Annotated in this window: 19 protein-coding genes (1 of these 19 cut by a window edge); 18 read left to right on the top strand and 1 reads right to left on the bottom strand. The window is 47.0% G+C overall.

What is annotated here, in order from left to right:
• Nucleotides 1-108: 108 nt before the first annotated feature.
• The 17 genes from sigY (at nucleotide 109) to RE628_RS24395 (ending at nucleotide 13,370) form a co-directional block, all read left to right on the top strand.
• The gene (sigY, locus tag RE628_RS24475) at nucleotides 109-639 is read left to right on the top strand and encodes an RNA polymerase sigma factor SigY (protein WP_309155761.1); all 531 of its coding nucleotides are present in this window, start codon (nucleotides 109-111) and stop codon (nucleotides 637-639) included.
• Nucleotides 629-967 (top strand): DUF5345 family protein, encoded by a 339-nt coding sequence (locus RE628_RS24470; protein WP_309155759.1) that lies wholly within the window; start codon nucleotides 629-631, stop codon nucleotides 965-967. Before sigY ends, RE628_RS24470 begins: the two co-directional genes overlap by 11 nt.
• Nucleotides 964-1,182 carry a hypothetical protein gene (locus RE628_RS24465; RefSeq protein ID WP_309155757.1) on the top strand — a complete coding sequence of 73 codons (219 nt, stop codon included), beginning with the start codon at nucleotides 964-966 and terminating at the stop codon, nucleotides 1,180-1,182. The genes RE628_RS24470 and RE628_RS24465 overlap by 4 nt, the downstream gene beginning before the upstream one ends.
• Before the next feature lie 24 nt (nucleotides 1,183-1,206).
• The gene (locus RE628_RS24460) at nucleotides 1,207-1,407 is read left to right on the top strand and encodes a PLDc N-terminal domain-containing protein (protein ID WP_309155755.1); all 201 of its coding nucleotides are present in this window, start codon (nucleotides 1,207-1,209) and stop codon (nucleotides 1,405-1,407) included.
• A complete protein-coding gene (locus RE628_RS24455; protein ID WP_309155753.1) occupies nucleotides 1,404-2,330 on the top strand; it encodes an ABC transporter ATP-binding protein in 927 nt (308 codons plus the stop codon). The genes RE628_RS24460 and RE628_RS24455 overlap by 4 nt, the downstream gene beginning before the upstream one ends.
• Entirely contained in the window at nucleotides 2,327-3,106 is a 780-nt protein-coding gene (locus RE628_RS24450) for an ABC transporter permease (protein WP_309155751.1), read from the top strand. Before RE628_RS24455 ends, RE628_RS24450 begins: the two co-directional genes overlap by 4 nt.
• 167 nt (nucleotides 3,107-3,273) lie before the next feature.
• The gene (locus RE628_RS24445) at nucleotides 3,274-3,939 is read left to right on the top strand and encodes an MgtC/SapB family protein (RefSeq protein WP_375143003.1); all 666 of its coding nucleotides are present in this window, start codon (nucleotides 3,274-3,276) and stop codon (nucleotides 3,937-3,939) included.
• Nucleotides 3,940-4,067: 128 nt separating this feature from the next.
• On the top strand, nucleotides 4,068-4,451 hold the full coding sequence (locus RE628_RS24440) for an ATPase (protein ID WP_309155749.1): 384 nt from the start codon (nucleotides 4,068-4,070) through the stop codon (nucleotides 4,449-4,451).
• 167 nt (nucleotides 4,452-4,618) lie between these two features.
• Nucleotides 4,619-4,906, top strand: coding sequence for an Asp-tRNA(Asn)/Glu-tRNA(Gln) amidotransferase subunit GatC (gatC, locus tag RE628_RS24435; protein ID WP_309155747.1), 288 nt, complete (start codon nucleotides 4,619-4,621; stop codon nucleotides 4,904-4,906).
• 94 nt (nucleotides 4,907-5,000) lie between these two features.
• Complete coding sequence (gene gatA, locus RE628_RS24430; protein WP_309155745.1) at nucleotides 5,001-6,455, top strand: Asp-tRNA(Asn)/Glu-tRNA(Gln) amidotransferase subunit GatA; 1,455 nt, start codon at nucleotides 5,001-5,003, stop codon at nucleotides 6,453-6,455.
• Nucleotides 6,456-6,573: 118 nt separating this feature from the next.
• The gene (gatB, locus tag RE628_RS24425) at nucleotides 6,574-8,013 is read left to right on the top strand and encodes an Asp-tRNA(Asn)/Glu-tRNA(Gln) amidotransferase subunit GatB (RefSeq protein WP_309155743.1); all 1,440 of its coding nucleotides are present in this window, start codon (nucleotides 6,574-6,576) and stop codon (nucleotides 8,011-8,013) included.
• Nucleotides 8,014-8,067: 54 nt separating this feature from the next.
• Nucleotides 8,068-8,547 carry a GNAT family N-acetyltransferase gene (locus RE628_RS24420; protein WP_309155741.1) on the top strand — a complete coding sequence of 160 codons (480 nt, stop codon included), beginning with the start codon at nucleotides 8,068-8,070 and terminating at the stop codon, nucleotides 8,545-8,547.
• Between the two features lie 363 nt (nucleotides 8,548-8,910).
• Nucleotides 8,911-9,516, top strand: coding sequence for a hypothetical protein (locus tag RE628_RS24415; RefSeq protein ID WP_309155739.1), 606 nt, complete (start codon nucleotides 8,911-8,913; stop codon nucleotides 9,514-9,516).
• On the top strand, nucleotides 9,513-10,730 hold the full coding sequence (locus RE628_RS24410) for a DUF4097 family beta strand repeat-containing protein (RefSeq protein WP_309155737.1): 1,218 nt from the start codon (nucleotides 9,513-9,515) through the stop codon (nucleotides 10,728-10,730). The genes RE628_RS24415 and RE628_RS24410 overlap by 4 nt, the downstream gene beginning before the upstream one ends.
• A gap of 363 nt (nucleotides 10,731-11,093) precedes the next feature.
• Nucleotides 11,094-11,519: a peroxide-responsive transcriptional repressor PerR gene (perR, locus tag RE628_RS24405; protein ID WP_309155734.1), complete on the top strand. Its 426-nt coding sequence runs from the start codon at nucleotides 11,094-11,096 to the stop codon at nucleotides 11,517-11,519.
• Between the two features lie 109 nt (nucleotides 11,520-11,628).
• Nucleotides 11,629-12,186, top strand: a complete 558-nt coding sequence (locus RE628_RS24400; protein WP_309155732.1) for a copper amine oxidase N-terminal domain-containing protein — start codon at nucleotides 11,629-11,631, stop codon at nucleotides 12,184-12,186.
• A complete protein-coding gene (locus RE628_RS24395; protein WP_309155730.1) occupies nucleotides 12,183-13,370 on the top strand; it encodes a glycosyl hydrolase family 18 protein in 1,188 nt (395 codons plus the stop codon). The genes RE628_RS24400 and RE628_RS24395 overlap by 4 nt, the downstream gene beginning before the upstream one ends.
• A gap of 139 nt (nucleotides 13,371-13,509) precedes the next feature.
• On the opposite strand, the gene RE628_RS24390 is transcribed toward RE628_RS24395, so the two are convergent.
• Nucleotides 13,510-13,887 carry a YgzB family protein gene (locus RE628_RS24390; protein ID WP_309155728.1) on the bottom strand — a complete coding sequence of 126 codons (378 nt, stop codon included), beginning with the start codon at nucleotides 13,885-13,887 and terminating at the stop codon, nucleotides 13,510-13,512.
• A gap of 196 nt (nucleotides 13,888-14,083) precedes the next feature.
• Between RE628_RS24390 and RE628_RS24385 the strand changes: the two genes are divergently transcribed.
• Nucleotides 14,084-14,217, top strand: partial view of a nucleotidyltransferase-like protein gene (locus RE628_RS24385; protein ID WP_309155727.1) — the 5' end (the start) only. It continues 697 nt past the right edge of the window; 134 of the gene's 831 nt are visible here — the first part of the coding sequence; the start codon lies at nucleotides 14,084-14,086; its stop codon lies beyond the right edge, outside the window.

Here is a 14,217-nt window from a genome sequence, read left to right as displayed (position 1 = left end):
TCCCATCATAGAAGATAGAGAACAAAATAATTATTTCAACGGATTGAACGAAATAGAGTAGTAAATCGTAATATAGATGTTTACCGGTAAAACAAGAGGGGTGCTTGGATGGAGCAAATGAAGGAACGGATAATTGAGGCGAAAAACGGGGATGATGCTGCCCTGGCTTCGCTCATTCATGAGCACTATTCCTTCGTATTTAAATATTTGGTAAAGGTCACGATGGACACGAAGCTGGCTGAGGATTTAACGCAGGATACGATGCTGCGGTGTATAGAGAGGCTCGAGTATTATGACGGTAGCTCGGCCTTCTCATCTTGGTTGATTACGATTGCTTCGCGTCTATTCATAGACCGGACCCGGCGCAGGAAGACGGAAAGGCGATGGCTGAAGATGGAAGGAGAAGCGCGCTCCTTACGCTGGCAGTTCTCACATGTTCAGGAGGAATGGTCGGAAGCATTGGAATTGTTATCTCAGTTGCCTTCGGAGCAGAGGATCGCTATATTGCTTAAGCATTACTACGGATACAGCTACGACGAGATTGGAGATATATTGAACATCTCTTCGGGAACGGTCAAATCCCGCGTTTCCTATGGACTTAGCGCGCTGCGAAAGGAGCTTAAAAACAATGGGACATAAACACATATCCGATAAGGATGAGGATCAACTGCTTACCGATCTACTTGAAGATCTAAGGAAAATTGACCAAGTTGTATCGCCGAGTCAAAACTTTACTCCTGAGACCTGGATGGGAATCGTCCACGATAAGCGAAGAGAGCGTAGGCGCTGGAAGCAATGGGAGACGGTGTTGTTTGTCGTCGTCGCCCTTATGCTGTCTCTTGGCGGAGGCTGGTTCCTGTACCGTGAGCCACTGTTATTCGTCATGCTTCAGGTGATGACCGCTGTCATCGGGCTCGGTATTATCGCGTGGGCAACGCCTAAGCTCTGGAAGGAGGGGCGGGAATGAAGACTGACAGTTTGCCGATTTGGGTCTGGTTGCTGGTCTTTTTGGCTTTGTTTACTCAGGGACTCTTCATGTTCCTAGATGCGCGCAGAAGAGGAAGAAGGGCCTGGCTGTGGGGACTCTGGGGACTTATGAACTTCCCGCTTCCGGTAGTGGTATATTCGATTGCAGTCATATGGTTGGATAGACGGAGAGGAAGAAGCTCGGGCGATAAATAAGGTGAAAAAAGTGAGGGGATCTTGATGGATATTCAGTGGCAGCTGATAGCTCCTATTATTTTACTGCAATTTATACTGGTCGTCATTGCGCTCGTATCGCTAGCCAGAGCGGAGGCGGAGACGGTACGTGGTTCGAAGTTGCTGTGGGTCATCATTATTCTATGTGGAAGTATCATCGGCAGCATTGTATATTTCGTCGCTGGTAGAAAGGATTATGGGGCATGATCATTCAAGTTAATCAGTTAACGAGAAAGTTCGGAGAACGCACTACAGTGAAGGGAATATCCTTCGCGTTAGAGAAGGGCAGTTGCACAGCGCTGCTTGGTCCCAATGGGGCAGGTAAGACGACTACTTTGCGGATGCTGGCGGGGCTGCTTGCACCCAGCAGCGGGACGATAACGAGGTCAGGCTTGGATCATAGTAATGGACGGCTATCCTCCCAACATCAGATAGGATACTTGCCGCAGCATCCGTCTTTCTATAAATGGATGAGTGGTATAGAGTTTGTCATTTACGCGGCCAGACTTAGCGGGATGAGTAAGCGTGAGGCAAGAAGCGAGGCGGAGGCTGTCCTGGAACGAGTAGGATTGAAATCAGCGGCCCGGCGTCGGATCTCCGGGTACTCTGGTGGAATGAAGCAGCGCCTTGGCTTGGCCCAAGCGCTTGTCCATCACCCGGATCTGCTTCTGCTCGATGAACCGGTCTCGGCGCTCGATCCGGTTGGCCGTAGAGAGGTAATGGAGCTGCTACAGGAACTGAAGGGAGAGACGACAATCCTCTTATCCACTCATGTGCTCCATGATGCCGAGGAAGTTTGTGATCGAGTTATGATGATGAGAGAGGGTAAGATTGTCGAGAACGGTGAATTGTCAGACCTGCTCGCTAAGTATAGCTTGCCGGTATTAAATTTACAGCTTGAGCATCATAGCAGTCGGAGTGCCGCAGATTGGCTGAAGTCACTACGTGAGCGTCCATTTGTGATGGAATATGAACAGCATGGTGGCGTTGCGACAATTACGGTTAACAATATGAAGGAAGCCAGAGCGGTCATATTATCTGAAGCAGCGGAACACCATATCCCTCTACAGCGTTTCGAGGCAGGTTCATCCTCGCTGGAGGAAATGTTTATGAAGGTGGTTCAGTCATGAGGAATACATTGTTGCTATATGGCAAGGAAATGATGGAGATGAGTCGGAGCTATAAATTACTGTGGGTTCCCGTCGTTTTTATATTGCTTGGTGTTATGCAGCCGGTTGTGATGTACTATCTACCTGAATTGCTAGCTGCTTCGGGTGATGTGTCTGCTGAACTAGCAAGTACTATAGCAGTGCCTAGCGCATCTGAAGTTATGGCCCAGGTATTGAATCAATATAATACGATGGGTATTCTCCTTGTCGTGGTTGCTGGTATGAATATAGTGGCTGGGGAACGATACTCCGGGACAGCAGCCTTAATACTAGTTAGAAAAGTAACCTCTACTCAGTTCATCGTTGCGAAGTGGTTAGGACATATAACACTTATAGTTATCTCGTATGCACTCAGTTATTTGGCAGCATGGTATTATAGTAGTGTTATGCTGGGCAGCTTGGCTTGGGGGATGACCCTTCAAGCTGGTGCGATCTTTTTATGCTGGATTTTGCTGGCAGCCTCGATTGTTTTACTATTTAGCACAGTGTTGAAGGGCGGAGCAGCTGCGCTTGCTTCTATCCTTTTATTAGTCGTGCTGAGTATGAGTTATAGCTTGCTTCCTTCTTGGTTCAGTTGGAGTCCGGCCAGGTTAGCGGCAGATGCAATGGGCTTGCTTAGTGGAACTGGTAGTACGAATCTTATTGGGCCGTTGTTAGTAACAGTGCTCACTATTCTTTTCTGTGTTGCGGGAGCGTCTTATATTATGCGCAATCAGGCTATACAGGATCAGCCATAAACTTTCATTATTGATCTAACTGGCATCTATTCAGCAATGATGTTCCCTTGCTGGATAGATGTTTTTTTGCCCCTTTATTTCCCAAGTGTCTCCACAACGTTTCTTCACTTTGTTATACTTATAATTCCAGATGATTAATTGTAACTAGTCAGCAGGAAGGTGAGAATATGAATATGGATTTCGAACTGCTGTTGCGGGTTCTTATCGCCGGGATCTGTGGCGTAACAATCGGTTTTGAACGCAAGAACCGGATGAAGGAAGCCGGGGTTCGTACCCATTTTGTCGTCTCTGTCGGTGCGGCTTTGATGATCATTGTGTCTAAATACGGATTTCAGGATCAGATCGGCTGGAGTAATCTGTCTTTAGACCCGTCAAGGGTAGCCGCGGGTGTAGTTAGCGGTGTTGGCTTTCTCGGTGCTGGAATGATCTTCATGCAGAAGAATACCGTCCGCGGACTCACAACGGCAGCAGGGATATGGGCAACAGCTGGTATTGGCATGGCGGTTGGAGCAGGGATGTATTTTATCGGAATCGGGGTTATGATCATTATCGTGATCGGGCAGATCGTGCTGCATGGTCGTCTCAACTGGTTGGCATCTCCCAAGACGGAGAAGCTGTTGGTTACTCTTGACAATGATGAAGAGATTATTCATGGATTCATGGATAGGTTGTCGGAGCGGCACATTTCTGTCATCGGCTTTGAAGCGGAACGCAAGGACGAGGAGATGGTGCTACGTCTCACAGTGCAATTTAGAGCAGGTTCAGATATCGGAAAATTATTATCATTTATGGAAGAAGAGACCATTGTCAAGAAGATGAAGATCGGGGAATAGTGAGGATATATCTTCACAATAGAGATGCCTTGCCCTTCTCATTAATTTTTAGTAGGATTATATAAAAGTAAGGAGAGCCCGCTTAAAGTGCTCTATTATTTCTAAGTATGTATCAGGGAGGTAAGACGATGCTGCCTTTGGGAGAGAGAATTGTAATCGTCGGCGATGCTTTTGAGCAGAATCTTCCTGTTGGGGAATATGGTTACGTCATTGCTTACGACCGTAATCCGGACAATGCCTTTGATTATCTTGTTCGGTCTCCGAAGACTGGACGGAATTATTTCGTCCCTTCGAGTGATATCGAATCTGAAGAACTGCTAACCCAGCAAGAAGTAGAGTTCACTACAAGAGAAGCTCTGATCGATTATGCTCTGGCTACTTATAATGAGAAGCTGTTCATGCATATTATGAATGGCGAGGATGAAGAAGCTGAAGAGCTGGAGGAATCTGCCAAGGAACCTTTATCGCAGGCGGAGTTTATTAAGCAAGTCAATTTGCGAGCTTGGATATAAGTGCTAGATTAGAAGCGATTGTCTAAGCTTGATAAAGAGCCGGCCTATGGGGCGGGCTCTTTTTTCTATGACTGGCAGTTGGCTTTTGTTTGGTTTCGCGTTAACGGATTGAATTGGACCTCATTCTACAATATAATTTTATTCATCCGAATAAAGGGAGGACGACTATGAGTATCCAGGTGCAAGACGTAGAGCATGTTGCAAAACTCGCACGTCTGAAATTAAATGATGAAGAGCGGGAAATGTTCACTGGACAATTAAATGCGATTTTACAATATGCTGAGAAATTGAATGAACTCGATACGGAAAATGTGGAGCCGACGACACATGTTCTGCCGCTTAGCAACGTCATGCGGGAGGATAAGGTGCATGAGAGCCTGTCGCAGGAGCAAGTATTCCGTAATGCGCCTGACGAGGAAGATGGACAATTTAAAGTACCGGCCGTCTTGGAATAGAAGAGGCAGTTCAAAGAGTTCACTTTGAAAAGCCGTCTTTTGAACACGTAATAGAAGTAGATAGTCCCGAAAATTTTGGAAGGAGGAAGATGAAGTGACGTTATTTGATTTGCGCTTGCAGGAACTACATAATCAGCTCAGTAAGAAGGAGCTGTCCGTTACGGATCTGGTAGGGGAAGCGTTCACCAGGATTAAGGAGCATGATGAGCGTGTAGGCGCTTATTTGACATTAAATGAAGAGGGGGCTCGCGCTGAAGCGGCTCGTCTCGACAACAAGCTGGGTAGCGAAGAGGCTAAAGGATTGCTATTCGGTCTGCCGGTAGGTGTTAAGGATAATATGGTGACGGAGGGGCTTAGGACGACTTGTGCGAGCCAATTTCTATCCAACTATAATCCGATTTATGATGCTACGGTAGTAACCAAGATGAAGCAGGCCGAAGCTGTTACAATCGGTAAGCTGAATATGGACGAGTTCGCTATGGGGGGTTCGAATGAAAATTCAAGCTTCCATCCGGTACGCAATCCATGGGATTTGACCCGGGTTCCCGGTGGTTCCAGCGGTGGATCGGCTGCGGCCGTTGCAGCAGGCGAGGCTTATTTTACACTCGGTTCCGATACCGGGGGATCGATTCGCCAACCTGCATCTTACTGTGGTGTCGTTGGATTGAAACCGACTTATGGACTCGTATCGCGGTACGGTCTGGTCGCTTTTGCATCCTCTTTGGATCAGATTGGACCTATTACGAAGAATGTCGAGGACGCCGCTTATGTGTTGCAAGCTATTGCAGGACATGATGCGAAGGATTCCACTTCAGCAAATGTGGACATTCCTGATTATGTGAGTGCGCTGTCCGGCGAGATTTCTGGACTTAAGATCGCAGTACCGAAGGAATATCTGGACGGAATCGACCCTCAGGTCAAGGCTTCTGTGCTTGAAGCTCTTCGGGTATTGGAAGGCCTTGGTGCAGAGTGGGAAGAAGTATCGCTGCCACATACGGAATATGCAGTAGCTGCATATTACTTGCTAGCCTCCTCGGAAGCCTCATCCAACCTGTCACGCTTTGATGGTGTACGTTATGGCGTACGTGCGGAGCAAGGCGGCAATCTGCTCGATCTGTATCTGGATTCGCGCAGCCAGGGCTTTGGAGCGGAAGTGAAGCGGCGGATTATGCTCGGAACTTATGCACTTAGCTCCGGTTATTACGATGCTTATTATTTGAAGGCTCAGAAGGTTCGTACATTGATCAAACAGGATTTTGACCGGACATTTGAGAAATATGATGTCATTATTGGACCTACTGCTCCGACGACGGCTTTCCAGATCGGTTCTCAGGTAGACGATCCGCTTACGATGTATCTCAACGATATTTTGACGATACCGGTAAGTTTGGCAGGGGTTCCAGCCATGAGCGTACCTTGTGGTTTCGCGGACGGCATGCCTGTCGGTATGCAAATTATCGGCAAAGCATTTGACGAAAGCACTGTTCTGCGTGTGGCTCATGCTTATGAGGCACATACGGATCATCATAAACAACGCCCATCCTTATAAGGTAGTTTTAAAAGTCGTCCTTTGATCACGAGATGGTATCTGGTAAGACGCTTAAGTTGATGGGACAGCCCTTCGCATCTCGCGATGAGGTAGTACAAAAGTTAGCAGGAGGATCGATATGTCAACATCTAAATATGAAACAGTGATCGGACTGGAAGTGCATGTGGAGCTGCATACGAAATCGAAGATTTTCTGCGGATGCTCTACGGAATTTGGCGCACCGCCTAACAGCCATACTTGTCCGGTCTGTCTGGGACATCCCGGAGTGTTGCCCGTGTTGAACCGCCAGGCGGTGGATTATGCCATGAAGGCGGCAATGGCGCTGAATTGTGAGATCGGGGATGTGTGCAAGTTTGATCGCAAGAACTATTTCTATCCCGACTCACCAAAAGCTTATCAAATCTCTCAATTTGACCAGCCGATCGGATTGAACGGCTATATCGACATTGAGGTGGATGGATATACGAAGCGTATCGGCATTACTCGTCTGCATCTAGAAGAGGATGCAGGTAAGTTGACGCATGTGGACGGCGGTTATGCCTCCTTGGTCGACTTCAACCGTGTCGGTACCCCACTCGTCGAAATCGTATCCGAGCCGGACCTTTCTACACCTGAAGAGGCGAAGGCTTATCTGGAGAAGATGCGGGCGATTATGCAGTATTGCGACGTCTCCGACGTGAAAATGGAGGAAGGCTCGATGCGCTGTGATGCGAACATCAGTCTTCGTCCTCATGGTCAGAAGGAACTCGGGACTCGTGCCGAATTGAAGAATATGAACTCCTTCCGCGGTGTTCAACGCGGTCTGGAATATGAGCAATATCGTCAAGCTGAGATTTTGGACGAGGGTGGGGAAGTTGTACAGGAGACCCGCCGCTGGGATGATTCCCAGAGTAAGACATTCTCGATGCGTGGTAAGGAAGAAGCACATGATTATCGCTACTTCCCGGACCCTGACCTGGTTAAACTGTATATCGATGAGGACTGGAAGGTGCGGATTCGTTCGTCGATTCCAGAGCTTCCAGATGCCCGCAAGGCGCGTTATACCAAGGACTATGGTTTGCCGGATTATGATGCCGGGGTGATTACGTCTTCAAAACCGCTCGCGGATCTGTTCGAGAGCAGTCTGGAGCATACTTCTGATGCCAAATCGGTATCCAACTGGATAATGGGCGAGTTGCTTGGTTATTTGAACAGCAATAGCCTGGAATTGGCGGAGGTTAAGCTGACTGGTCAGGGGCTCGGCGAGATGGTCAACCTGATTGAGAAAGGTACAATCAGCTCCAAGATCGCCAAGACGGTCTTCAAAGAGATGTTGCAGAGCGGTAAGCTCCCACAACAAATTGTTGAGGAGCAAGGTCTTGTACAAATTAGCGATGAAGGCGCGATTCTGGCCATCGTACAGGAAGTTGTAGCAAATAATCCGGCTTCTGTACAGGATTACCAAGCCGGCAAGGACAAAGCGATAGGCTTCCTAGTTGGACAAGTGATGAAACAGAGTAAGGGTAAAGCTAACCCGGGACTTGTGAACAAGCTGTTAGTTGAAGTGCTGAAGCAATAGACTCGGCTCTGTCGAAGTTATTAGATTTGGGCTGCGTAAAGGATGGGAAGCCGTGTGATCAGATTGTTATCTCTTCAAGATCCGGACGTTGTGGAGCAGATATGGAGCATGCAGCATACGGCTTACCGTCTAGAGGCATTGGCGATAGGGCTTGCTACGTATCCGCCTCTGCGCGATACGTTCGATTCAATCAGAAGCAGCGGAGAAGATTTCTATGGGTATAAATCGGACGAGTCGGGAGGAGAAGCTGAAGGTAGGGAACTGCTGGGAGTGATCTCAATTTCAACGGAAGCATCTGTCCATCTGTCCATCACGCGGTTAATGGTACATCCTGAGCATATGCGTGAGGGCATCGGGGCTGCTTTGGTTAGTTATGTTCTCGATCGTTACGATGATATTCGGCATTTCACCGTAACGGCTGGAACGCTCAATGCTCCGGCCGTAGCGTTGTACCGTAAATTTGGTTTCATGCCGGGAGAGACGGTAAGATCGACGGCAGGTGTAGATCTGACGCTATTCCATCTTAATCGCTAGTTACAGATGATTTATATAGGAAGTTCAAAAAGTCCGCTTTTGATCCCGAAGTAACACTGAAAGCATATTCGACATTGAATCTTGAATTCAGCCGGGGGCCTTCCGATGCTCACGTAGGTTTTGCCTACGCTCTGCTTCTCAGTCCCTAGCTTCATTCAACCTTCTCGGTGCTGAAAATCGGACTTTTTGAACACGCACTTATAGCTGTAGTCAAAAAGTCTGCAAATAGCACACTTGTCCGCCGTCAGGCGGATAGGGGTGCTATTTTTAAATGAGGCGGATTTCTTATATAGAGAGATTATTCTAAATTACAAGGGAACGTATATCGGTTACAATGAATCCTAGAGGGGAGGAGATGGGGAAATGGAACCCTCAAATTCGTTGATAAGTCCGGAAGAGATTAAGCAGACGCAGACAAGAGGCTATAAGCCAAGGCGCCGCAAAAGAAAATTCATCGCTTGTCTGTTATCTGCGCTGTTCCCAGGATTTGGTCATTTATATTTGCGAAAATTCGTAAAAGGTAGTCTATTTATAGACTTTTTTCTGATTGATTTGGCTCTTCTCGTGTACTTCTCATCGGCTCATATGAGGATTAATGTACCTCTGTTACTCGTACTCGGCTTGTTAGTAACAGTTGTGTATTTCTATAGCATTTATGATGTTCTTCAGACCACGGATGATGTGAATGCCAGCTTGAAGCGGGGCGAAGAGAGCGAAACGTCGGAGCAGGTTGAGGCGACGGACGGATTGGGCTCAGAGGTAGGTGCATTAACCGGAATCATTTTGATCAGTGGCGGGATCGTTGCCTTCATTTTGAGAATGAAGCCGTTCTGGCTGGAGGGGTTGATTCAGGACTATGGCAGCTATGCAGTATCGGTAGCTATGATACTAACGGGTCTTGGCTGGATTGTTATGGAAGGAAGGCGCCATATATTTCGCGCAGGCCGGTTACAGCTTCTTCATTATTGATTGCTGTTGCTCTTCTCATGTGGATCGATGTCAAAAGTGGACAAGATTATATGCTGTTATTGCTTACATGGTGGCCTCTATTACTTGTGCTCGGCGGAATAGAGCTCATACTGGTATTGCTCTGGAACCGGAGGAAGGTGTGCAAGCCCATCCGCAGACTGCGTGTCGACTTCAAAGGGCTGTTCATGTCGTTGTTCATTGGCGCCGCGATCTTCGCTATTACGCAGCAGGATCATTATATGCATTTATGGAATCGGGTTAGTCTTGATCTTGCTTCGGCGGGCGCCGAGTTCAGCAGGGAAGAAGGATATAGGAAAGATAAGCCGACTGTAGAGATTCCTATTGACCTGGACACGAGCAAGATTGTGGTGAACGGTGTGAACGGAGATATCGATGTCAAAAGTGCGGAAATTAATGAAGTCATCGTTAAATCTACGGTATGGATCGATCAGATCTCTGAGGAAGAGGCGAGGGATATTGCTGACGATACTTCTGTCGTTGCCAGCGAAGGCAAGACCTTAGATTTATCTGTGAAGGATCATACCTATGGTGAGAGCGGTAGACGCCATCCACGCGTAAATATAACACTAGTAGTTCCGCAGAACCGCTTCCTTGATCTCAATGTCAGTACGACCAGCGGCTCTATCACATTAATCGGTCTGCAGGCAATGAATCAATTCAAGCTGCAGACCGGAGGTGGTAACTTCAAGTTCTGGGATGTCGTAGGCGATATTTCGGCCAGAACCCTGAATGGCAGTGCGGAGTTGTATCGGATATTCGGCAACGCGCACGTGGATACACAAGGCGGTAATATCAAAGCTAAAGGGATTGCCGGAGATGTGGCGTTATCTACGTTGGTCGGCAATATTTCACTTGTGAACTCGCAGGGGAATATTGATGTTACGACCAAGAATGGGAATCTACAGGTTGATACCGTTCCGGAAGAACTTAAAGCGGAATCGCTTAATGGTAAAATTCAAATATCCTCGGCGGTAGTCGGCGGGGATTGGAATGTATATAGCGCTGTAGGAGAGATCAGTCTCGCATTGCCTGAATCCGGAGATTATATGATCATGGGTTCAAGTGGATATGGGAATATTTCGAGTAATCTGCCGTTTACTATAAATGGTAAAGAGATTAACGGCATTACTGGCAGCGGTGATCATGAGATCCAGGTAGAAGGCAACAGTGATTTAATTGTGAATAAACGATAAACTAGGAAGTCTTCAATAATCTGCATTCGATGCCGAGAAGCTCCATGATTTACTTCGTGATCAAAAGCGGACTTTTTGAGCTACCTCTTAAAGTTGTAAGGTCAAAAAGTACGGTTTTCAGCACCGAGAAGGTTGGATGAAGCTAGGGCGTGAGGAGCGGAGCGTACGTAGTTGGTACGTGAGCACCGGAAGGTCCGGGTGAATTCAAGGTTCGATGCCGAATAAGCTCTCAGTGTTACTTCGTGATCAAAAGCGGACTTTTTGAGCTACCTCTTAAAGTTGCGTTGACAAACGTTTTAACCTAAAAGTACAATAACATTGCAGGGTTAGTTCTTCTGCACTATCAAAAAGGCGGTGGACATAATGGCTTCGCGCGTTCAGCATGCTTTAGAACAACTGAAATTGAACGGTGTCCGCATTACGCCGCAACGTCATGCCATCCTTAGTTATCTTCTCGATACGATGGGACATCCGACCGCGGATGAGATTTACCGAGCACTGGAACCGCGTTTTCCGAATATGAGCGTGGCGACGGTATATAACAACCTGAAAATGTTCATTGAGGCTGGCTTGGTCAGAGAGCTGACGTATGGCGATAGCTCAAGCCGTTTTGATGCCGATGTTTCGAATCACTATCATATTGTTTGTGAGAAATGTGGAAAAATCGAAGACTTCAATTACCCTTCGCTTGAAGAAGTAGAGCGTAAGGCCGAAGAATTGACCGGTTTTGAAGTACATGGGCACCGATTGGAGCTACACGGCGTATGTAAGGATTGCCGTAATCATTGATTTTACCTGATGTTTGAGAGAACGTGCAGGGTTCCTTTGGGGATCCTCCACGTTTTTATTTTATTAGAGGTTGGAACACGTACTATTAACTTAACGGAGGTACTATTAGTTGAAGAGCACAAGAAGCGCATATTACGGAGGTAGAAGGCGAAAAAGACGTGGCGTAAAATGGCTATTTGGACTCATTTTTATTGTTGTTGGCGTTTATTTGGTCTCTTCGCAATTTTTACCGAATCGTCAGCATGTTGACCTGGATTGGAAGGGGAAATTTGAAAAGCCTATCTTCTATGATGGAGTAGTTATGGATTATTCCGCTTTAGGTTCAGAGGATGCACTCATGCTTCCTTTACCAGTGATTCAAGAGATTGTTGATCCACATATTCGCTATGAGGAAGAGAGCAAATCAGTTATTTTAACGACTCCTAAGAAGCTGGTCTTTCTGAAGGCAGACGAGAAGATGGCGAAGATCAACAATAAACCGATAAAATTGCAGTTCTCACCTGTGGAGAAGGATGGAGTGTTGTATTTGCCCGTCCATTTGCTTAAGGAGCTGTATGGCATAGAGCTTCATGAAGATGCGGCCTCCGGAGCCGTCCTGCTGTATACAGCAGGGAGAATGTCCAGAAGGGTGAGGTATCAGGCCCGTCCAAGTCAAAGGATAGCTTGAAATTCCCTCTGCGTGAGGAACCGAACATTCATAAGCCGATCGTGGCGGACGTGAAGCCAGGTACGAAATTTCGTATATTGGAGGACGTGGAGAACTGGTATCATGTACAGTTGGATAATGGCTATACCGGTTATTTACAAGCCAAGCATGTAGCGATTGGTGAGTCGGTGGATATCCCGAAGGTAGTGGAAGAACTGTCGCCAGCCAAGCAGAAATGGAAATCTAAGCCGGTGAACCTGACTTGGGAAGCGGTATATGAAGTTGCACCTAAGCCGGCGAATATCGGAGAAATGCCAGGAGTAAATGTGGTAAGCCCCACATGGTTCTCACTGATCGATGGAGATGGCAATGTAAAGAGTAAGGCGGATATGAATTATGTAAGATGGGCTCATGGGCGAGGCATGCAGGTATGGGGCTTATTCAATAATAGCTTCGATCCCGAGGTGACCTCGGCGGCGCTAGCCAGCTTTGAGAACCGTATGACGACGATCCTGCAAATGCTGCAATATGCAAAATTGTATGATCTTGATGGGATTAACATTGATTATGAAAATGTATATACCAAGGACGGGGACAATCTGACTCAATTTATGAGGGAACTTCGTCCTCTTGCCGAAGAATATGGTCTTGTTGTCTCGATCGATGTAACACCAAAATCGAACAGTGAGATGTGGTCCGCATTCCTGGATCGAAAATCGCTTGGTGAGATTGTAGATTACCTGATTCTGATGGCATATGACGAACATTGGGCCGCCAGTCCTGTGGCAGGCTCTGTGGCTTCGTTATCGTGGACAGCGTCTTCGGCTAGACGGATTCTCGATGAGGATAATGTGCCACCTGAGAAGCTGATTCTTGCTGTACCACTATACACTCGGGTGTGGTCGGAGACAGAAAAGGATGGCAAGGTAGAAGTGAAGTCGAAGGCGATTGGCATGACCAAGGCGCAGAAGATCATTGAGGAGAAGAAGTTGAAGCCTGTATTCTCGGAGGAAGCCGGACAGAACTATGTAGAGTATACAGAAGACCAAGTACGGTACCGGATATGGCTTGAGGATGAAGTATCATTGCAGGCGAGGGTGAAGTTGATTCAGTCTCTCAATCTGGGGGGAGTTGCTTCCTGGAATCGTAGCTTTGCATCGGACAAGGCCTGGGAGGCGTTGAAGGAAATAACTCAGACCAAATAAATCAGGAGTGAGGCGAGTCCAAGGCTAATACTCCTGCCATAAGTTATGTAACAAGATTGAAAAAGGACCATCCCTTCCGCTTGAGGCGCGAAGATGATGGTCCTTTTTTTGTGAATATTATGTATGTTCTAGTTGTGTCTTATTCATTCATGGTGGACACGGTTGCTTGCTGCTCCAGTTCTTCAGCAGTAATTGTCGCCTGCTCAGGATCGCGGGTTAGAATTGTCTTGCAGAACATGCAGCGGTCAGTCTTGCCAAGCATTTTCGTTAATTTATGGCATTCTGGGCATTCTAACTGTACAGCGGAGGTTGAGAGCATTCCGGCCCAGAAATAAATCGCCAGACTAGCCAGCATGGCGATCAGCCCGATGGCGAGGCCAATACCAGCGATGATCTTGCCAGATTGTCCCCAAAAGACAATACCAGCTGTACCTAGCACCATAAGCCCCATTCCGATCATCGTCAGAAGTAGACCCCATAAGCGGAATTCGTTAATTTTACTGGATTTGAAAAACATAGGCAGCAACCTCTATTCTTATTTTAAATTTGAATTATATAGATGAAAGAGTTGAGTGATGCGAACTTTTTGAACAACCTCACAAGAAGGAAACTTGAATGTGGTGTAGAACTATATTATATCGAATTGGCAGGGATACGCCAAGGTAGGAGGATACTGTGGAGCCGACTATTTTTTCTTTTCCGGATACAGATCATTGCCCTGGGCAATCGGAGCTATAGGCTATCGTCATAGCGGGGAACGCCATTCTCCATTGCCTAATGACTATGATTTGTTAATCATAGCTGTCTGTAATGATCTGGAAGATGACGTCAGGATAGAGCATTTTAT

The sequence above is a fragment of the Paenibacillus sp. D2_2 genome (genome assembly GCF_031199965.1).
Classification (GTDB): Bacteria; Bacillota; Bacilli; order Paenibacillales; family Paenibacillaceae; genus Fontibacillus.
This window is presented reverse-complemented; position numbering and strand designations above follow the sequence as displayed.

Bases quoted from the DNA above. Each gene is read 5' to 3' on its own strand.
- RE628_RS24460 (WP_309155755.1), top strand. From the start codon at position 1,207: ATGGATATTCAGTGGCAGCTGATAGCTCCTATTATTTTACTGCAATTT.
- RE628_RS24465 (WP_309155757.1), top strand. From the start codon at position 964: ATGAAGACTGACAGTTTGCCGATTTGGGTCTGGTTGCTGGTCTTTTTG.
- RE628_RS24470 (WP_309155759.1), top strand. From the start codon at position 629: ATGGGACATAAACACATATCCGATAAGGATGAGGATCAACTGCTTACC.
- gatB (WP_309155743.1), top strand. From the start codon at position 6,574: ATGTCAACATCTAAATATGAAACAGTGATCGGACTGGAAGTGCATGTG.
- RE628_RS24415 (WP_309155739.1), top strand. From the start codon at position 8,911: ATGGAACCCTCAAATTCGTTGATAAGTCCGGAAGAGATTAAGCAGACG.
- RE628_RS24445 (WP_375143003.1), top strand. From the start codon at position 3,274: ATGAATATGGATTTCGAACTGCTGTTGCGGGTTCTTATCGCCGGGATC.
- RE628_RS24390 (WP_309155728.1), bottom strand. From the start codon at position 13,887: ATGTTTTTCAAATCCAGTAAAATTAACGAATTCCGCTTATGGGGTCTA.
- RE628_RS24450 (WP_309155751.1), top strand. From the start codon at position 2,327: ATGAGGAATACATTGTTGCTATATGGCAAGGAAATGATGGAGATGAGT.
- gatC (WP_309155747.1), top strand. From the start codon at position 4,619: ATGAGTATCCAGGTGCAAGACGTAGAGCATGTTGCAAAACTCGCACGT.
- RE628_RS24455 (WP_309155753.1), top strand. From the start codon at position 1,404: ATGATCATTCAAGTTAATCAGTTAACGAGAAAGTTCGGAGAACGCACT.
- RE628_RS24440 (WP_309155749.1), top strand. From the start codon at position 4,068: ATGCTGCCTTTGGGAGAGAGAATTGTAATCGTCGGCGATGCTTTTGAG.
- sigY (WP_309155761.1), top strand. From the start codon at position 109: ATGGAGCAAATGAAGGAACGGATAATTGAGGCGAAAAACGGGGATGAT.
- perR (WP_309155734.1), top strand. From the start codon at position 11,094: ATGGCTTCGCGCGTTCAGCATGCTTTAGAACAACTGAAATTGAACGGT.